Consider the following 15,674-nt stretch of genomic DNA (forward strand, 5'->3'; position numbering starts at 1 on the left):
TCAGGCTTTCCGTCGCCCGATGATGAAGAATTTCCCGGGCGCCCTCGGCCCCGGCATGATTGAGCCCTTGGCAGCCTCGCTTCCCGTTGGCCCGCCAGTTCCGTCGCCGTGAAACGCGGTTTCATCCGTTTTCCTCAGACCGGGCGCAGATTTTACGTCGACGCTTTTTTCGCCCCTGGGCGAAAAAAGGGTCGGGGACCACCAGTTCCAATCCCCCATGAGCCGCATCGTCGCCGGCACGATGAGGGCTCTCACGATCGTCGCGTCGATCGCGATTGCGATCGCAAGCCCTATGCCGATGGCTTTGATGAGGACGACGTCGGCAAGGCCGAAGGCGGAGAAGACGATCACCATGATGGCCGCGGCGCCAGTGATGAGCCGGGCACTTCGCTCCAACCCCTCCGCCACGGCGTGCGTGTTGTCCCCGGTGCGCACGTACTCCTCGTGCATGCGAGACAACATCAGGACCTCGTAGTCCATCGAGAGACCGAAGACGGCGCAAAAGAGGATGACCGGTAGCGACGGTTCGATGGAAGAGGGGCTGAAACCGAGAAGGCCCGAGAGGTTTCCCTCCTGGAATATCCAGACCAACGCCCCGAAGGACGCGCTGATGGAGAGGACGTTCATGACGAGTGCTTTGAGCGGGAGTATCACGGAGCCGGTCTGGACGAGGAGGAGGAAATAGGTCACGACCACGATGAACGCGACGGCCGTGGGCGTGTGTCGAGCGATGAGTCCGAGCGTGTCGATGTCCACTGCGGGAAAACCGGTGACGACTATTTCACCGTCGGCGCCCAACGCGGCACTTCGCGCCGCGTCGACGATGGAGCGGGCGCCGTCGCTCGTCGCGTCGACGTCGGCGACGACGTTAACGAGCACGACATGCGCGCCGACACTCTGGTGCAGCGCCGCGGCGACTTCGCTCGGGAGCGTCTCGCGGGGGGCGGAGTACATCGCCTGGTAATCGGAGCGAGCGAGCGTCGGGTCGAGGTCCACGATGGATTCCACCCGGATCACGTGGGGGATCATCGAGAGATTGCGGGACAGGTCGTAGAGCGCGCCTACCCGGGCGGCGGAGAGCGGGTCGCCGGAGCCGTACTCCACGATGACCTGGACGCTCGAGCGGCCCCGATCCGGAAAATCGGCGGCGAGGATCTCGTCGCCGCGGTGGGACTCAGCGTAAGCCGGCAGTTGCGCGACCCCCCCGCTTGCAAGATGCATGTTCAACGCGGGCGCTCCTGCGATGAGGAGGATGGCGACGGCCGGCACGAGGACCGCCAGCGGGCGTTCCATGACGGTCTTCGCAAAGTTTCGCCAGAACCCGTGTGCGCCGCGGCGCGCGGGCAAGGGCAACCTCCAACGATTCACCCCATGGCCGATGATCGAAAGGACCGCGGGAAGGAAGGTGAGAGCGTAGAAGACCGCCAACGCGACGACGAGGGCGCCGGCAAGCCCCATGCTGGCGAAGAAAAGCCCTTGGTAGAACATGAGGGCGGAAAGCCCGATGACCACCGTGAGCCCCGAGAAGGTTATGGCCCGGCCGGCCGTCTTCATCGTGACGGCCAGTGCCTCCTCCACCGTCCTCCCGCTCGCAAGCTCTTCGCGGAAGCGTGCGACTATGAAGAGCGAATAATCGATCGCGACCCCTATGCCGATGAGCGTGACGACGTTGAGCGCGTAGATGCTCACGTCGGTCGTTTGAGAGAGAAGGAACACGGCGGCCACCGCCCCGGACACGGCGAGGAGGCCGACACCGAGCGGCAGGACCGCGGCGACGACGGTGCCGAAGACGACCAGGAGAAGAAGGAGGACGAGGGGGAAGGTCACCATCTCGGCGCGTTGCAGGTCCCGTTCGAGTATCGCGTCGAAGTCGTGGTATATCGCAAGGCCCTCTGCCGCGGTCACCTCGAGGCTTGTCGATGTCACCTTCGAGCGCAGTTCGAGGTATTCGGTGCGCGCCTCGTTCAACGACTCGTTGACCGAGACGAGGGCCAAGGCGCGCCTTCCGTCGCGAGAGACTAGGATCGCCGCCTGGGCCGCTGGGAGGTCGTAGGGGGTCACCACCTTCGAGACCCGTGTGTCGTTTGCCAGCGGGGCTAGCGCTTCGAGCATCGCTTGCCTGAACACCGACGAGTTCACGTCCTCGGTACTGCTTTCGAAGATGAGGGCGAAGTACGAATCAGAGAAGGCGGGAAGCTCGTCCGCAAGAAGGGCTATCCCGCGGCCGGATTCCGTGTCCTTGGCGGGCGTGTAGGCGAGGAGTTTTCCGCCCTGTGCGGCGATCGCGGCCGAGAGCACGAGGACCACGGCGGAGAGCACCAGCATCCCGCGCCGACGACGATACACAAAACGTCCCCATCTATCGAACAAACCGGAACCATCCACGCTCGCGTTTTCGCCCTAGGACTTCGCCATGTATAGCCCATATTTCTCCCTTCGTAAAACGTGCCAACGAGTGTGGTTTGGTGCGGTAAACCACTGCCTCATCGGGTCGGGTCACGAGGCCTGTAGGGAAAACGTCGCACGCTTGGGCCCACAAACGCCCCCGCCCGGTCACCAATACGGGCGCGCGATGCGGCGATCAACGGTCGCGGTTTGCAAGGACCTTGGCGAAGCGGGCCAACTCGTCCCTGTAGGGCGATTGTTGGAGGGCGTTCAGGGAGAGGAGCGCCTCTTCGCTGTACGCTTTCGACATGCGCCTCGCGTCCTCGATCGCCCCTGATGCCCGTATCTCGGCGATCGCCTCAAGGACCTCGGTCTCGGTCTTCACGCTCTTCGCAAGGACCGCCCGCAGTTTGCGGCCGTGCCCGTTCTTGAGTGACAGGAGGCTCGGCATGGAAAGGACGCCGCTACGTAGGTCGACGCCGAGTGGTTTCCCGGTCGCCCCGTCGTCCGAATAGACGTCGAGGAGGTCATCGTTGATCTGGAAGGCGATCCCCAAGCGGCCGCCGTAGGTCGTGAGGGCGTCGATCTCCGCTTGGTTTCCGCCGCCAAGGTACGCTCCGATGCCGGCCGCGGCGGCTATCGGGGCCGCGGTCTTCCTGTCCGCGATCTCGATGTATTTCTCCACCGTGAGGTCGAGGTCGCGTAGGCATTGCAGTTCCAGCACTTCGCCCTCGGCGAGTTTCGTGCAGGCCTTGGCCGTCATCGACACCACGTGCTCGTCGAGGTTGCCGGCGAGCTCGAATCCCCGGATGAAAAGGAAATCGCCGGCGATTATGGCCCTCTCGAGGCCGTACTCGCGGTACGTCGCGGCGACACCACGCCGCTGGTAACCTCCGTCGATGATGTCGTCGTGGATGAGTGTCGCTGTGTGGATGAGCTCGATCCCCGCGGCCGCATCGACCGCTTCGGAAAGGCGCCTTGCGCCGCACGCGGCGAACGCGAGGAGCGTGATCCGGGGGCGGATGCGTTTGCCGCCGGCGTAGACCATCTTCGAGGCCATCTCGAGTAGTTGCGGGTCGTCGCATCGGAGGACTTCTCGCATCCTCTCCTCGACGCGTTGGAGTGTCGCTTCGAGGTCGAATCGGTCGAGGCGTGGGATCGCTTCCATGGCTACCAGGGCAATGCCATATGCGGAATGCGGTTTATATGGTGATTGTCGGGCCGTTATCGCGTGAGGCCTGCCGTCTCCAAGGGTAAGGGCAAAGGGTCTAAACGGTGCGAATGCGGGCACGGGGGCCCACGGGGAATCGGCACGCTAAGGCAGGAGGCCCCGACCCGCTTCATTCCACCGTCTTTCAGGCGCCTCGTTGCACCTCAAAGCCTCGTATCCCCTGTTCGGGCTCTTCGGCGACGTCCATGCCGTCCACGCGGGAAAGCGCGGGACCACGTCTCAACCAATCGAGGAAACGCTTGACCTTGCCAGCATCGCGCTCGACGACGATCTCCACGCGGCCGTCCGCGAGGTTGCGGGCCCAGCCTGCGACGCCAAGGAGGTCGGCTTCCGTCTTGGCGCTTTGCCTGAAGAACACGCCTTGCACCCGACCGGACATGAATGCGTGGAAGCGCACCACGTCCTAAGCAAGGCGTCACGTCGGAAACGTCTTCCGCCCTCCTCCGGGGGCGCGGGCCCGACCAACGCCCGCGGGTAGGATCGGGCCGGTTCCATCGAGGCTCATCACGCGGCGATCCAGGCCCGTTGGAATAAATAAGAAACGCTTTATAAATGGAGGTTCTGGAATACAGCGGGATGCATCGCCGCACGCCCTCACGTGGAGGAATACTGTGAAGACTCTCATCAAGGAGATCCTGGAGGAAGGCGTCAAGAAGAGCCAGGACCAAGCGCCTCGCAAGAGCACCGGCCCGTCGCCGATCGACCAAGAGGCGGAGGATAAGAGGCTCGAAGAGCTCGTCGGCGAGATCCGGGCGCGGATAAAGGTCGTCGGTTGCGGGGGCGCCGGCTCCAACACGATAGGTCGACTCGCGGCCGAGAACCTCGACGGGATAGAGGTCTACGCCCTCAACACGGACGCGCAGCACCTTCTCGCCTGCAGGGCCCCGAATCGCATGCTCATCGGCAGGAACCTCACTCGCGGCCTCGGCGCCGGCTCGCTTCCCCAGGTGGGCGAAGACGCGGCCTCCGAGAACGAGCAACAGATCAAGAGCATCGTGGAGGGCGCCGACTTGGTCTTCGTCACTTGTGGCCTTGGCGGCGGGACGGGGACCGGTTCAGCCCCAGTGGTCGCCAAGGTGGCACGTGACGCGGGAGCGCTTGTCATCGGCATCACGACGATGCCGTTTCGCTGCGAAGGCGGCGTGCGCCGGTCGAACGCGGAAGCGGGCCTTTCGCGGCTACGCGAGACGGCGGATGCGACGATAGTCATCCCGAACGACAAGCTCCTCGAGATCGCGCCACGCCTCCCGTTGAACCAGGCCTTCAAAGTCGCCGACGAGGTCCTCATCAGGTCGATTCTGGGACTCACCGAGATGATCACGAAGCCTGGTCTTGTGAACCTCGACTTCGCGGACCTTCGCACCATCATGAGGCACAGTGGCGTTGCGATGATCGGCCTCGGCGAAGGCGAAGGCGAGCATCGGGCCCGCGACGCCGTGGAGGAGGCCCTCCATTCGCCTCTCCTTGACGTCGACGTTTCCGGCGCAAAGGGTGCCCTGGTCGACGTGATGGGCGGACCCGACATGACGCTTTCAGAGGCCGAGGAGATCGTGGAGACGGTCCACGAAAGGCTTGATCCCGACGCCCGCCTCATCTGGGGCGCCTCGGTGCATCCGGAGCTCGAACACAACATCCGTTGCATGGTGGTCGTGACGGGGGTCAAAAGCCGCACCGAGACGGTCACCCCGGCGCAAGCACGGCCGGGTAGGCAAGCGGGGACCGTCCGCAGGCGCGGCGAATTCGATCTCGTCCTTTGATCTCGGCTCGTCCGCTCCGCTGAGCACGCCTTCATCACTTGCGCTTTCGTCGCGCCCATGATTGAAGCTCCGTGAGAGCGCCTCATCGTTTCTAGCCCCTCTTCAATCCGGACGCCCAAAGATATTACGTCCCGGATGCCTTTTTCGCGACCGTGCCCGAAGACGCTGGCGCGGCCGCATCCGATTCCGCTTCTTCCGAAGGTACCGCGGCTTACGCCTCATCGATCAGGGCGGTCCCCGGGCATTTTCGCGCCTGGCGCACGTTGATCCTTTCGTCTCTTGGCCTCGGGACCTACCTGGGCGAAGTCGGCGAAGCGTGGAACCGAGCGTATGAGGACGCTATCGTGGCCGCCCTTGAAGGCGGTGTCAACGTGCTCGACACGGCGATAAACTACCGCGACCAACAGAGCGAGCGCGACGTGGGCCGGGCGCTCCGGCGCTTCGGCCGTCGCCGAGGCGTCGTGGTCGCCACCAAGGGCGGTTTCCTCCATGGCGACGCCCGAGAAAGTGACGGCAGGGCCTGGTTCCAGAAGACCTACGTGGAGACCGGACTTCTTCGCCCCCTAGACATCGCGGGAGGTGCGCACGCGATGACGCCCACGTACTTGCGCCACGAGCTCGAGCGTAGCCTCGAAAACCTGCAACTTCGCTCGGTGGACGTCTATTTCGTCCACAATCCCGAGAGCCAGCTCCAGGCCGGGGTCCCGCGTGCGGCTTTCGAGGAACGTCTTCGAGAGTCGTTCGTGGAGCTTGAACTCCAATGCGACGCCGGCCGCATCGCCTATTACGGTACGGCGACGTGGAACGGTCTACGTTCGCCGGTCGGGACGCAGTCGCACTTAGGGCTCGAGAGGCTTCTCGGGATCGCCCACGAGGCGCGTTACGAGGTCGGCGGCAAGGGGGAGGCGCACCACTTCGCCGCCGTTGAGCTTCCAGTGAACCTCGCGATGCCCGAGGCCGGCACACAGAGGAACCAGCCTTGGATGGGCCGTGTCACGACGCTTCTTGACGCGGCGCGCGAGGCCGACCTCGCCGTCTTCGCAAGCGCCTCCTTGATGCAGGGCAAACTCCTCGGTCGCGTGGATCAAAAGATCCGCGAGGCGCTCGCCGCCAAGACGGATCTTGAGGCCGCGATTGATTTTGCGAGGGCGCTTCCGGGCGTCACGACCGCGCTCGTCGGGATGGGAAGTCCCGAGCACGCCCGCGAGAACGTCGCCCTTGCCACTTCGAGGCCGCCAGACCCCGAGGCCGCCGCGGCTCTTCTTGCCTCTTGAGCCCCGCGCCTCCACCGGGCGAGCGCGTGAACGCGTCAAACACTTTAAGCCAAGAGTCGCCGGTTGTCCGTTGTGACGCGGGAGGAGGTCGACTACGACGGGCTCGCCAAGAGCATGCAGCTTCTCTCGGACCCGCAGCGCCTGCGGGTCGTCCGCGGCCTCATCGAAGGCAAGTCCGCCGAGGAGACCCTCGCGGCGGATCCGAAGTCGCAATTCGCCGGGACGACCGAACGGTTGAGGAAGGCCCGTGAAGAGCTAGCGACTTTGAAGCAGGGGAATTTCATCTCCACGAAGCAAGGCGACCGCGTCGAGGCGAATCCGCAGGCGCTTTACCAGTTGGCGCAGGAGATAAAGCGCCTCGCAACGAAGGGAAGCTCCGAAGTGCAGGACCTCGGACAGACCGTGATGGCGCCGCGTGAGTTCACGCCGATGGGGGCCCGGGGCCCCCGTTTCATCCTGGTCTCGGGCCTTGGAGAGGGGAAGACCTTTCCGCTCGCGGTCGGAAAGAAACTCGTGTTGGGAAGGGCGACCACCGCCGACGTATCGCTCGATTACGACCCGTTCGTCTCAAGCCTCAATTCCATCATCGAGGAGGAGGGTGGGCGGTTCAGGATAATCGACGTTCCGGAGGCAAGGAACGGCACTAGCATCAACTTCAGGCGAATCCCCCGCGGTTCGTCGGCCGTCCTTGAGAACGGGGACATAATAGGGGTGGGGCGGAGCCTGCTCGTTTTCCGCGCGTGAAAAAGGCAACGGTGCGCGGGTACGTACTTGTATGTATCCTCTTAGCCGGCCGTCGTTGCGCCCGGTCTCCAGTCGCCCAACCCTTCGATCCCAGCCCGCAGTTCATCGGCGGTCTGGTAGCGCGCCGCAGGATCCTTGCCTAGTCCCCGCGCGAGTACATCGTTGAGACCAGCGGGGATTTCCGGCGCGGGCAAAGCCGGTGCGCGTTCGACGATCGCCTTCCTCATCGCGTAATCCGTCTTCTCCTGCTCGCCCAGGTAGTACCGGCCCGTGAGCATCTCGTAGACGACGGCGGCCGCGCTGTAGAGGTCGGACCTCGCGTCCACCTCGTCGCCTCGCACCTGTTCGGGGCTCATGTAGAGAAGCGTCCCCGGTTGTACACCCGGCATCGAGAGGTGCGCTTCCCCCGGAGTGCGGGCGATGCCGAGGTCGGAGATCTTCGGCAAGAGTTCGCTGGTGAGGAGGATGTTCGCGGGCTTGATGTCCCGGTGGACGATCCCCGCCCGGTGAAGAGCCGCAAGCCCGCGAAGGATCCGCGCCGCCATGAGGAGCGCGACGCTTTCTTGCATCGCTCCACGCTTCAACGCGTCTTCGAGGCTTCCGCCCGTGACGTGCTCCATCACCAACACGTCCTCACCGTCGAGCTGTGTGACATCGTGGATGGTCACGAGGTTCTGGTGCGTGACCATGCTCGCACTTCTCGCTTCGCGTAGAAGCATCTCGCGGGTCTCCGCGGCAAGCCCCTTCGAATGGATCTTCTTGATGACGACGCGCCGCCCGAGAAGCTCGTCGCGTGCAAGGTAAGCCGCCCCGGCGCCACCTTGCCCGAGTTGTTTCTCTATCACGTAACGCGTCGGGCCTCCGGGCCGCGCGGCCAGTTTCTCTCGAGGAGCGAAGATTCGGGTCGTGAGCCGGGAAAGGCCGGAGCGCATCTTGGGGTTGGTGACGGCGAGCGCGATTCCCGCGGCCGAGACGAGGGCGACACCGGGGAGAACGAATTGGCCGAGGTCCAGCCCCGCCGCGCCTTCCCCGCCGACGATCGCTGGGGGAAGGTTCCCGGTGGAGGCCGTCGCAAGCGACGGCTCGAATTCGACGATCGAACGCAGCCGCTCCTGGGTCGAGCTCAAGCCGCCGAGGATGTACGCCTTGCTTCTCGACGCGTCCCAGACGGGCGCGGAATCAGTCGCGGGCTCCGAAAGCCGGGCGGTCAATCCCTCCACCGTGGATGACGCCGGGTCGAACCTGTAGACGACTTTGCCTGAGTCGGCGCCCGTTCCGAGCCCGAGGAGGTAAGCGTGTCGCCCATCGTAAAAGGACGTCATGCGGAGCGGGCCACCGGCGATCCTGGCATCCGCTTCGGGCTCCTCGGTGGCCGCACCGCTCCGAAGCTCCCCACTGGGGATGACGGCATCCACAACTTCGATTTCGTCGCTCACGGGGTCGTAGCGAAGGATATCGGTCCGCGCCGCGCCCGTGGCGCCGTCCGTTCCCCCGAAGATATACACGTGGCGTCCGTCCCAGATCGCCGTCGCGTTGTAGAGCGGGTGCGGCAGGCGCGCACTCATCTTCTCGACTTCGTCCGTGGCAGCGTCGAAGCGCAGCACCTCGTCGGTCGCGGTCACGCCATCCGTCCCACCGAAGAGGTAGGCATCTCGACGGAGGTCGTCGAAGGCCGCGGCCATCGCGTAGCGGCCGGAAGGAAGAGAGGCCACTTGGTAGTACGTCTCATCGCCTGCGTTGTACGGGAGGGTCAGGCCGCGAGACGACGCTTCGTACGTAAGGACCACGTCCGTCGCGCCGGAGACGTTTCTCCCGCCGAAGACGTACGCCCTCTCGGAGAGCGCGTCCCACACCGCAGACTGGTAGGCGACCCCGGGGTAATCGTCGAGATCGTCGCCTACCGAGGCCCCATACTCCGGCATGTACCTCACGATCCTGTCGCGGAACGGTTCAGAGAGGCCGCCGAAGAGGATCGCCTCGGTCCCGGTCCAAACGGCCGCGGCCCCGGCAATACGCGCGGGGAGGACGCTCGTGGACTTGCGCACCGCCTCCGTGGGCGAGACCACGGCCGGGCCGCCGTTGATCGTGACGTTGACGCGCACGGAGGCCGTAGGCCCGATCTCCCCGCTGATAAGCACGGGGTAGACGCCGGACGGAGCGTCTCTCGCGGCCGCGTACTCGACCGTCACGAAGTTCACGTCGCCCTCCTTCACGTCGAATTGATCGGGACTCAGCACGACGGCAAGCCAAGGGCTGTTGAGCGTCGCGAGTTGCAGGTAACCGGCCGCGACGTCGCTTGTCACCGTGAGCGGCATCGAGACGCGGCCCCCGGCCGGGACCACGACATCCGTCACGGTCTCCATCCGCCATGACCCGGGCGGCGCCTCGACGAAGACCTCGAACGAGGCGTTCACCTCCACTCCGGAGGAAGCGGCGATCGCCTTCATCGGGAACGTTCCGGGGATGAGGACCTGCCCGGGCGTCACGTCGATGTTGGCCGAGACGCGGCTTCCCCGGGAAACGGTCAAAGTCGGGGGCTCGATCCTCATGGTGAAGCCTGAAGCCCCCTCGGCCCGAAGGCTCACGTCTCCAGCGAAGTCCGCCGAGATCACCGTGGCCTCGATCCTAACGGTCTCGCCACCGGGCTCGAGCGAGATCCAGTTGGTGCTGAGTTCGAGCGCGAACCCGGGGGCGCTTTGAGTCTCAGGTTGGGCGGCCGCGATGGAAAACGACGCCGACGCGACGACAAAGATGGACAAGAACGTCGCCGTGATCCACGTTCCTGGCGCCTCGTCGGACTCGTTATAGACGTATCGGCGGTGCAGGATCTCCCCGACCCGGCCTATCGGGATTTCATCTAATAAACTCATCTGGATGGCGGTTCCGGAAAGACGTGCAGGCCGCGACCGGTCGTCGGGGCCAGCGCCGCCCGGGACCGCGCGACCATCAGGAGACGCCAGGTTCCCCGCTTGCGCCGGCGCGCCCCCGCGCCGCCACGCGTCCGACGTTCCAGGCCCATATCGGGTAGGTGAGCAACATGAGCACGAATCCGAGCGGGGTGGGCATAGTGTCTGCGGCCTCGGACGTCATGTAGTAGGTAATGATCCCGGTGGTTCCCGCGATCACGAGACCGATTCCAGCAAGGGTCCCGGCGATGCCCGCCTTCGTCCCGAGGCCATCCGGCGACCGCGCTTGAAGGACCAGCCACAGACCGACGAGACCGAAGCCGGACGCGGCAAGGTACAATGGCAAGGTGCTGGAGCGGACCATGATGATGGAGGCGAGCCCGATGGTCCCGATGAATGCCCCCAAGACTGCTACGGTCACGAGGATGCTCCCATGTATGGACCGAGTGGGGCTCTCGGCGTGCACACCCCACACTGTGGCGCCGATGGAGAGGCCGAAGAAGACGAGGATCGTGCCGATTACTTCGAGGACGGGAGGCTGGCCGCTGGCCGCCGTCGCGATCAATGCGATTATGCCTGCAAGCTCCAGGAAAACGCTCCACTTAGCGGCCGTCGCCAGGGGTACGGGGGCCTCCATCGTCGTCGATAGCCTAGATGCGGGACCCCTAAAAATCCTATGGCCCGCGCCCCCGTTTTCGATGATGCGGGGGGCCGGGAAGGACGCTCGTCAGGACGAGGTCAGTTGGTCGCCGTCTTTCCCGGGTCCCAATCGGCAAGGGATTCAAGCGCCGAACGTAATTCGTCGGCCGACTGGAAGCGATCCGGCGGGCGCTTCGCGAGCGCCTTCTCCAATATCGCGTTGAGGCCGGCTCGCACATTCTCTAAAGGCAAGACCGGGGGACTTTCCACAATGGCCTTCCTCACTGAGTACTCGTTCTGCTCGACCTGGCCCAGGTAGAACTTTCCGGTCAGCAGTTCATAGATCACGGCCGCGATGGAGTAAAGATCAGAACGCTGATCGATCTCTTCGCCGCGCGCCTGCTCGGGGCTCATGTATAGGAGCGTGCCCGGCTGCACCCCGGGCATCGAGAGGTGGGCCTCGCCCGGGGCACGGGCTATCCCCATGTCCGAGATCTTCGGCATCAATTCCGCCGTAAGAAGGATGTTTCCGGGCTTCATGTCCCGGTGCACGATTCCGGCCCGGTGAAGCGCCGCGAGGCCGCGTAGCACCCGTGTCGCCATGAGTATCGCGACACTCTCCTCCATCCGACCGCGCTTCAACGCGTCCTCGAGACTGCCGCCTGGGACGTACTCCATCACCAGGACGTCCTGTCCCTCAAGCTGTGTGACGTCGTAGATCGTGACGAGGTTCGCATGCGTCACCATGCTCGCGCTACGCGCCTCCCGAAGCAGCATGTCCCGCGCCTCCGCTCCAAGCCCTTTGGAGAATATCTTCTTGATGACGACCTTTCGACCAAGGAGTTCGTCGCGCGCCAAGTACGCCGTACCAGCGCCGCCTTTTCCGAGTTCGCGCTCGATCACGTATCGCACAGGCCCCCCGGTGCTCGAAGGGAAGCCCTCGCGGGGCCTGAAGACGCGCGTCGTCAGGGCCCCGATGCGCGCTCTCATCTTCGGGTTCGTGGCGACGTAGCCGACCCCGCCCGCAAGCGTCACGGCGGCCACTGGAGCGAGGAGTTGTCCCAATAGATCGTCTTGGGGGGCCCTCGCGTCGGTAAGGGTCGCGACGTCCACACTCAGGATGGTCGCCGTCGCTCCACTCCCCGCGATTTCGCCTCCCGCGAGGTAGATCCTGTTCGCCCCGGGATCGTAGGCCATCGCGGCGCCGCTGAGTTGCGTGGGGAGGTTGACGTTCAACGTGGTCGCCACATCCCCCACCGGGTCGTAGCGTGTTATCGAGGAGCCGGTGCCCGTAGCTGCGCCGCCGAGGATGTAGGCCTTCCCGTCCGCGACGAACGCGGCCGAACCCCAAGTGGCCGCCGGCAAACGGGCTGATTTCAGGGACACGGCGTCAGTCCGGATATCATATGCCATGATCTCGTCGCGTGCCTCGCTGTCGCGGCCGCCGAACACAAGTATCTGGTCCTCGAGAAGGACCGCACTCGATTCGTAGACGGGGAACGGGAGTCGGGCTCCCTCGGTAATCGTCTCCCTGGCCGGGTCGTAGATCAAGACAGTGTTCGTGCTTGCGCCGCCGGCGAGTCCGCCAAGCAGGTACGCTCGGCCGCTTGCCTCGTGGTACACCGCCGCGAAGTGCGACCGACCCTGGGGGAGTGCGGCGCCTCGCTCGACGACGTTAGCATCCCCTGGTACCCAGCTGTAGATGTCGGCGCTTGGGCTGCCGTCGCTCATGCCACCGATGATGAGGATCGTGCATTCCGCCTGCGCCGCGCACGTGCCATCTTGTTGGGGCGGCTTGTAGACCACGACACCAGGTGCCACGAGCGGCACCGAGAGCCTGCCCGTCATCGTAGCCTCGCTTGGACCGTTGTCGAGGAGCAGGATCTCGTTTTCCGAGGAACTTCCACCGATGACATAGATGGAGCCGTCTCGCCAGCGCACGGCGGCCGCGTTCTTGCGCGGCGAGGGAAGCGCGCCCAATTCGGAGAACGCGTTTCCGGGATCCGCGGGGCGCTCCGTCGCGGTTCCTTCATTGCGCTTCAGGCCTCCGCCCGCGTCACCTCCCTGGAGAGTGACGAGCAGTTGTCGCCTTTGTTCCTCGCCCCGATCCGCCTGTGCGATGAAGGTGATCCCGAACTCTCCGTTCTCCTTGCCGAAATGTTCGACGTTGAAGAAGAACTCCTCGATCTTGCCGGGCGCGAGAACGAGGTCGAGGGAGCCGGGTCTCACATCGATGCCTTGGGGCCACTCTATGTTGATTTTCACGACGCCGCTGTAGTTGTTGGCGATGACGAGACCCTTGACAGCCTTCAGGTCGCCCTGCCCGGCGAGCGTGGTTCTCGTTTCCTCGATCTGGAAGAGCCAATCGGCCTTGCCGATCGGTGAAGCGCCGCCACCCAGTAGTCGTTCTCGGTCGAACTTCATGATGCCGTTGGTCGCCGAGCCGTCCACCTTGCGACCGCCGAAGATCAACGCGGTTCCATCGCGGGGGTCGGTCGCGCCACTCGCCCAACCCACGGCCACCGGGAGAGACAGGTCGAGCGATTCCAGGGCGTCGGTCTTGGGGTCGTATCTCAAGATGCCGGAAGATATTGATCCGCTGGCCCCGCCAAACAGGAGGATCCGGTCCTCGACCAGGACGCCCGTCATCGCCGACGTCGGCGCCGGGAGCGTCGAGCCTTTCGTGATAATGGTGTCGGTGTGCGGGTCGTACTCAAGGATCTCCGCGCGAAGGTTGTCGGAGGTGTCCTCTCCACCGAATATGAGCACCTTTCCGTCATGCGCGACGGCTGTCGCTTGGAAGAGTGCGCGCGGAAGCTTTGCGCCCATGGTCCGCACCTCATCTTTGACCGGGTCGTAGCGCACTATCTGGTCGTGGCGCGTGCCTCCCTCGCGGTCGGCGCCACCGAAGATAAAAGCAGCGCCGACCTCGGGGACCCATGCGACGGCGGCCTCGGACGTCTGTTTTGGGAGCGCCACGCGTTTGAGCGCAACCGTGTTCGTCGCCGGGTCGAAGCCCAAGATGTAGTTCTTCGCGTTGTGGTCGTTGCTCCAGCCGCCGAAGAGATAGAGGGGGCATCCGGCCGCGTCGCACGTCCTGTTTCCGTCGACCAACTGCTCGGCTGCGACCGCCGAGAGTCCGGCCAGCGCGACAGGCAGGCGAGCCACCACGCGCGATTCGTCGGTCGCAGCGTCGTACTCTACCACTTCGTCGAGCATGTTTTCACGCCCCCCGAACACGAAGAATCTTCCTCCGCCGCCGTAGGCAGCGGCCGTCCCTTCACGCGGGCTCGGCAGGACAGCTGAAAAGCCCTCGTCCCCCGGCACCACCACTTCCAGGATCGTCTCCAGTGATGTGCCGCGGTTGTCGTTGGCGTGGATCACGATCTTGTAGGTGCCCCCGGCGAATCCCCCGCCCACGCCTACGTCCACGAAGAACCGAACCGATTGGCCCGGACCGACGTTCAAGTTCTGCGCGTTGATCGCGAACGGGGTCTGTCCCCAGTTGAAGTTGATATTCCCCGAGTAGGAAGCGGACGTGACTGTCCCCGAGACCAGTTTCGATTCGCCCGATTTTATCTCGACGCGCGGCTCATCGAAACGGAAGTTCCAATCGAACCCGGCGATCCTGAATATCTCTTTGGAAGGCCCGTTCGCGTCGGCGCCGCCGAGAAGATAGAGGACGCTGCCGTACCACGTCGCGTACATGCCGGCGCGGGGCGAAGGGAGTTTCACAGGGAGCGTTTCAAGCCTGTCGGTGCTCGGGTCGTAGGAGAAGACGTCGTCGTAGAAGGTGGTGACGCCGTTGGCGGTCGCCGAGCCGCCGGCGAGGATGATCCGGTTCCCGTTCCACGCGGCCGCCATGTGGGCGCGCGGTGTGGGAAGTGTTGCGCCCATCGTGAGGATGGCGTTGCTGTTCGCGTCGTACCTAAGGATGCCTTTGGTCGGGACCGTCCCACCGCTTCCCGCGTAGCCGCCGAAGAGGTAGAGTTCCTGGGATCCCGCTTGGCTGGCGGCGGCCCCGGCCAATGGCGTGGGCAACAGGGCCGGTTGCGACGTGACCTCGCCGGTCATGTGCCTATAGAACACGATCTCGCTAAGCATCCCCGCAGGGCTGTCGCCGCCGAGGATGAGCATCCCGTCGGCCCAACCGGTGCTCGCAGCGAACGCTCGAGGGCTTGGAAGGCGACCTTGGGCGACGCTTACTTTTTCCGTTGCGAACTCGAAGCGAAGGATCTCGGCCGTGTACTGGCCTTCACCGACTCCACCGGCGATGTAGCCCGCCACCGGCCCCTGGTTACCCCATTCGAGGATGGTGGCCGTCGCGCCGGCGCGTTGGGCGGGAAGGACCTGCGCCGAGTTGGTGGCCCTCTTGCTGTTCCCTTCGAAACGCAGGATCGAGGAGAGCGGCGAGGTCGGCGAAGACTCCCCGCCGAACAAGTACGTGCGACCGCCGCCGTCAAGGCCCGCCGCGAAAGCTCGTACCTCGGGTAGGCCCAAGCTGTAGGCCTCAGAGAAGATCGTCGTGCCTGTGGTCGCCTGGGCCGGAACGGTCGGCAGGTTCGCGATGAGGAGCACGAAGACTAGGGTAATCCCTGCCTGGATACGATGACCGCTTGACCTCACCGAGCCCTCCTGGGGAAAGGAAGCACGCGGGCTAATGAAGGTATTGCCCGCGACGCGCCGTATTGGCCGCGGCGAGGTGGGCGGTAAGCCTAATGCACCCGTCGACCATTGA

At 64.7% G+C, this 15,674-nt stretch carries 9 protein-coding genes; 3 read left to right on the forward strand and 6 right to left on the reverse strand.

Going from position 1 to position 15,674, the window contains the following annotated elements:
- From HY556_09245 to HY556_09255, 3 genes are all read right to left on the reverse strand, one after another.
- Positions 1 to 2,319, reverse strand: a complete 2,319-nt coding sequence (locus HY556_09245; GenBank protein MBI4393962.1) for an MMPL family transporter — start codon at positions 2,317 to 2,319, stop codon at positions 1 to 3.
- A gap of 262 nt (positions 2,320 to 2,581) precedes the next feature.
- Entirely contained in the window at positions 2,582 to 3,553 is a 972-nt protein-coding gene (locus HY556_09250) for a polyprenyl synthetase family protein (protein MBI4393963.1), read from the reverse strand.
- A gap of 187 nt (positions 3,554 to 3,740) precedes the next feature.
- Positions 3,741 to 3,995 (reverse strand): acylphosphatase, encoded by a 255-nt coding sequence (locus tag HY556_09255; GenBank protein MBI4393964.1) that lies wholly within the window; start codon positions 3,993 to 3,995, stop codon positions 3,741 to 3,743.
- Between the two features lie 244 nt (positions 3,996 to 4,239).
- Between HY556_09255 and ftsZ the strand changes: the two genes are divergently transcribed.
- The 3 genes from ftsZ (at position 4,240) to HY556_09270 (ending at position 7,391) form a co-directional block, all read left to right on the forward strand.
- Entirely contained in the window at positions 4,240 to 5,373 is a 1,134-nt protein-coding gene (gene ftsZ / locus HY556_09260) for a cell division protein FtsZ (protein ID MBI4393965.1), read from the forward strand.
- 152 nt (positions 5,374 to 5,525) lie between these two features.
- The gene (locus tag HY556_09265; GenBank protein ID MBI4393966.1) at positions 5,526 to 6,647 is read left to right on the forward strand and encodes an aldo/keto reductase; all 1,122 of its coding nucleotides are present in this window, start codon (positions 5,526 to 5,528) and stop codon (positions 6,645 to 6,647) included.
- Between the two features lie 72 nt (positions 6,648 to 6,719).
- Positions 6,720 to 7,391 (forward strand): FHA domain-containing protein, encoded by a 672-nt coding sequence (locus HY556_09270; protein MBI4393967.1) that lies wholly within the window; start codon positions 6,720 to 6,722, stop codon positions 7,389 to 7,391.
- A gap of 41 nt (positions 7,392 to 7,432) precedes the next feature.
- On the opposite strand, the gene HY556_09275 is transcribed toward HY556_09270, so the two are convergent.
- The 3 genes from HY556_09275 to HY556_09285 all read right to left on the reverse strand — a co-directional run bounded on the left by HY556_09275 (position 7,433) and on the right by HY556_09285 (position 15,562).
- Positions 7,433 to 10,261, reverse strand: coding sequence for a protein kinase (locus HY556_09275; protein MBI4393968.1), 2,829 nt, complete (start codon positions 10,259 to 10,261; stop codon positions 7,433 to 7,435).
- Between the two features lie 76 nt (positions 10,262 to 10,337).
- On the reverse strand, positions 10,338 to 10,934 hold the full coding sequence (locus HY556_09280) for a hypothetical protein (protein ID MBI4393969.1): 597 nt from the start codon (positions 10,932 to 10,934) through the stop codon (positions 10,338 to 10,340).
- Positions 10,935 to 11,035: 101 nt separating this feature from the next.
- Positions 11,036 to 15,562, reverse strand: coding sequence for a protein kinase (locus tag HY556_09285; protein MBI4393970.1), 4,527 nt, complete (start codon positions 15,560 to 15,562; stop codon positions 11,036 to 11,038).
- Between the last annotated feature and the right edge of the window lie 112 nt (positions 15,563 to 15,674).

This window comes from Euryarchaeota archaeon (assembly GCA_016207515.1).
Classification (GTDB): domain Archaea; phylum Thermoplasmatota; class SW-10-69-26; order JACQPN01; family JACQPN01; genus JACQPN01.

Bases quoted from the DNA above. Each gene is read 5' to 3' on its own strand.
- HY556_09280 (MBI4393969.1), bottom strand. From the start codon at position 10,934: ATGGAGGCCCCCGTACCCCTGGCGACGGCCGCTAAGTGGAGCGTTTTC.
- HY556_09255 (MBI4393964.1), bottom strand. From the start codon at position 3,995: ATGTCCGGTCGGGTGCAAGGCGTGTTCTTCAGGCAAAGCGCCAAGACG.
- HY556_09250 (MBI4393963.1), bottom strand. From the start codon at position 3,553: ATGGAAGCGATCCCACGCCTCGACCGATTCGACCTCGAAGCGACACTC.
- HY556_09275 (MBI4393968.1), bottom strand. From the start codon at position 10,261: ATGAGTTTATTAGATGAAATCCCGATAGGCCGGGTCGGGGAGATCCTG.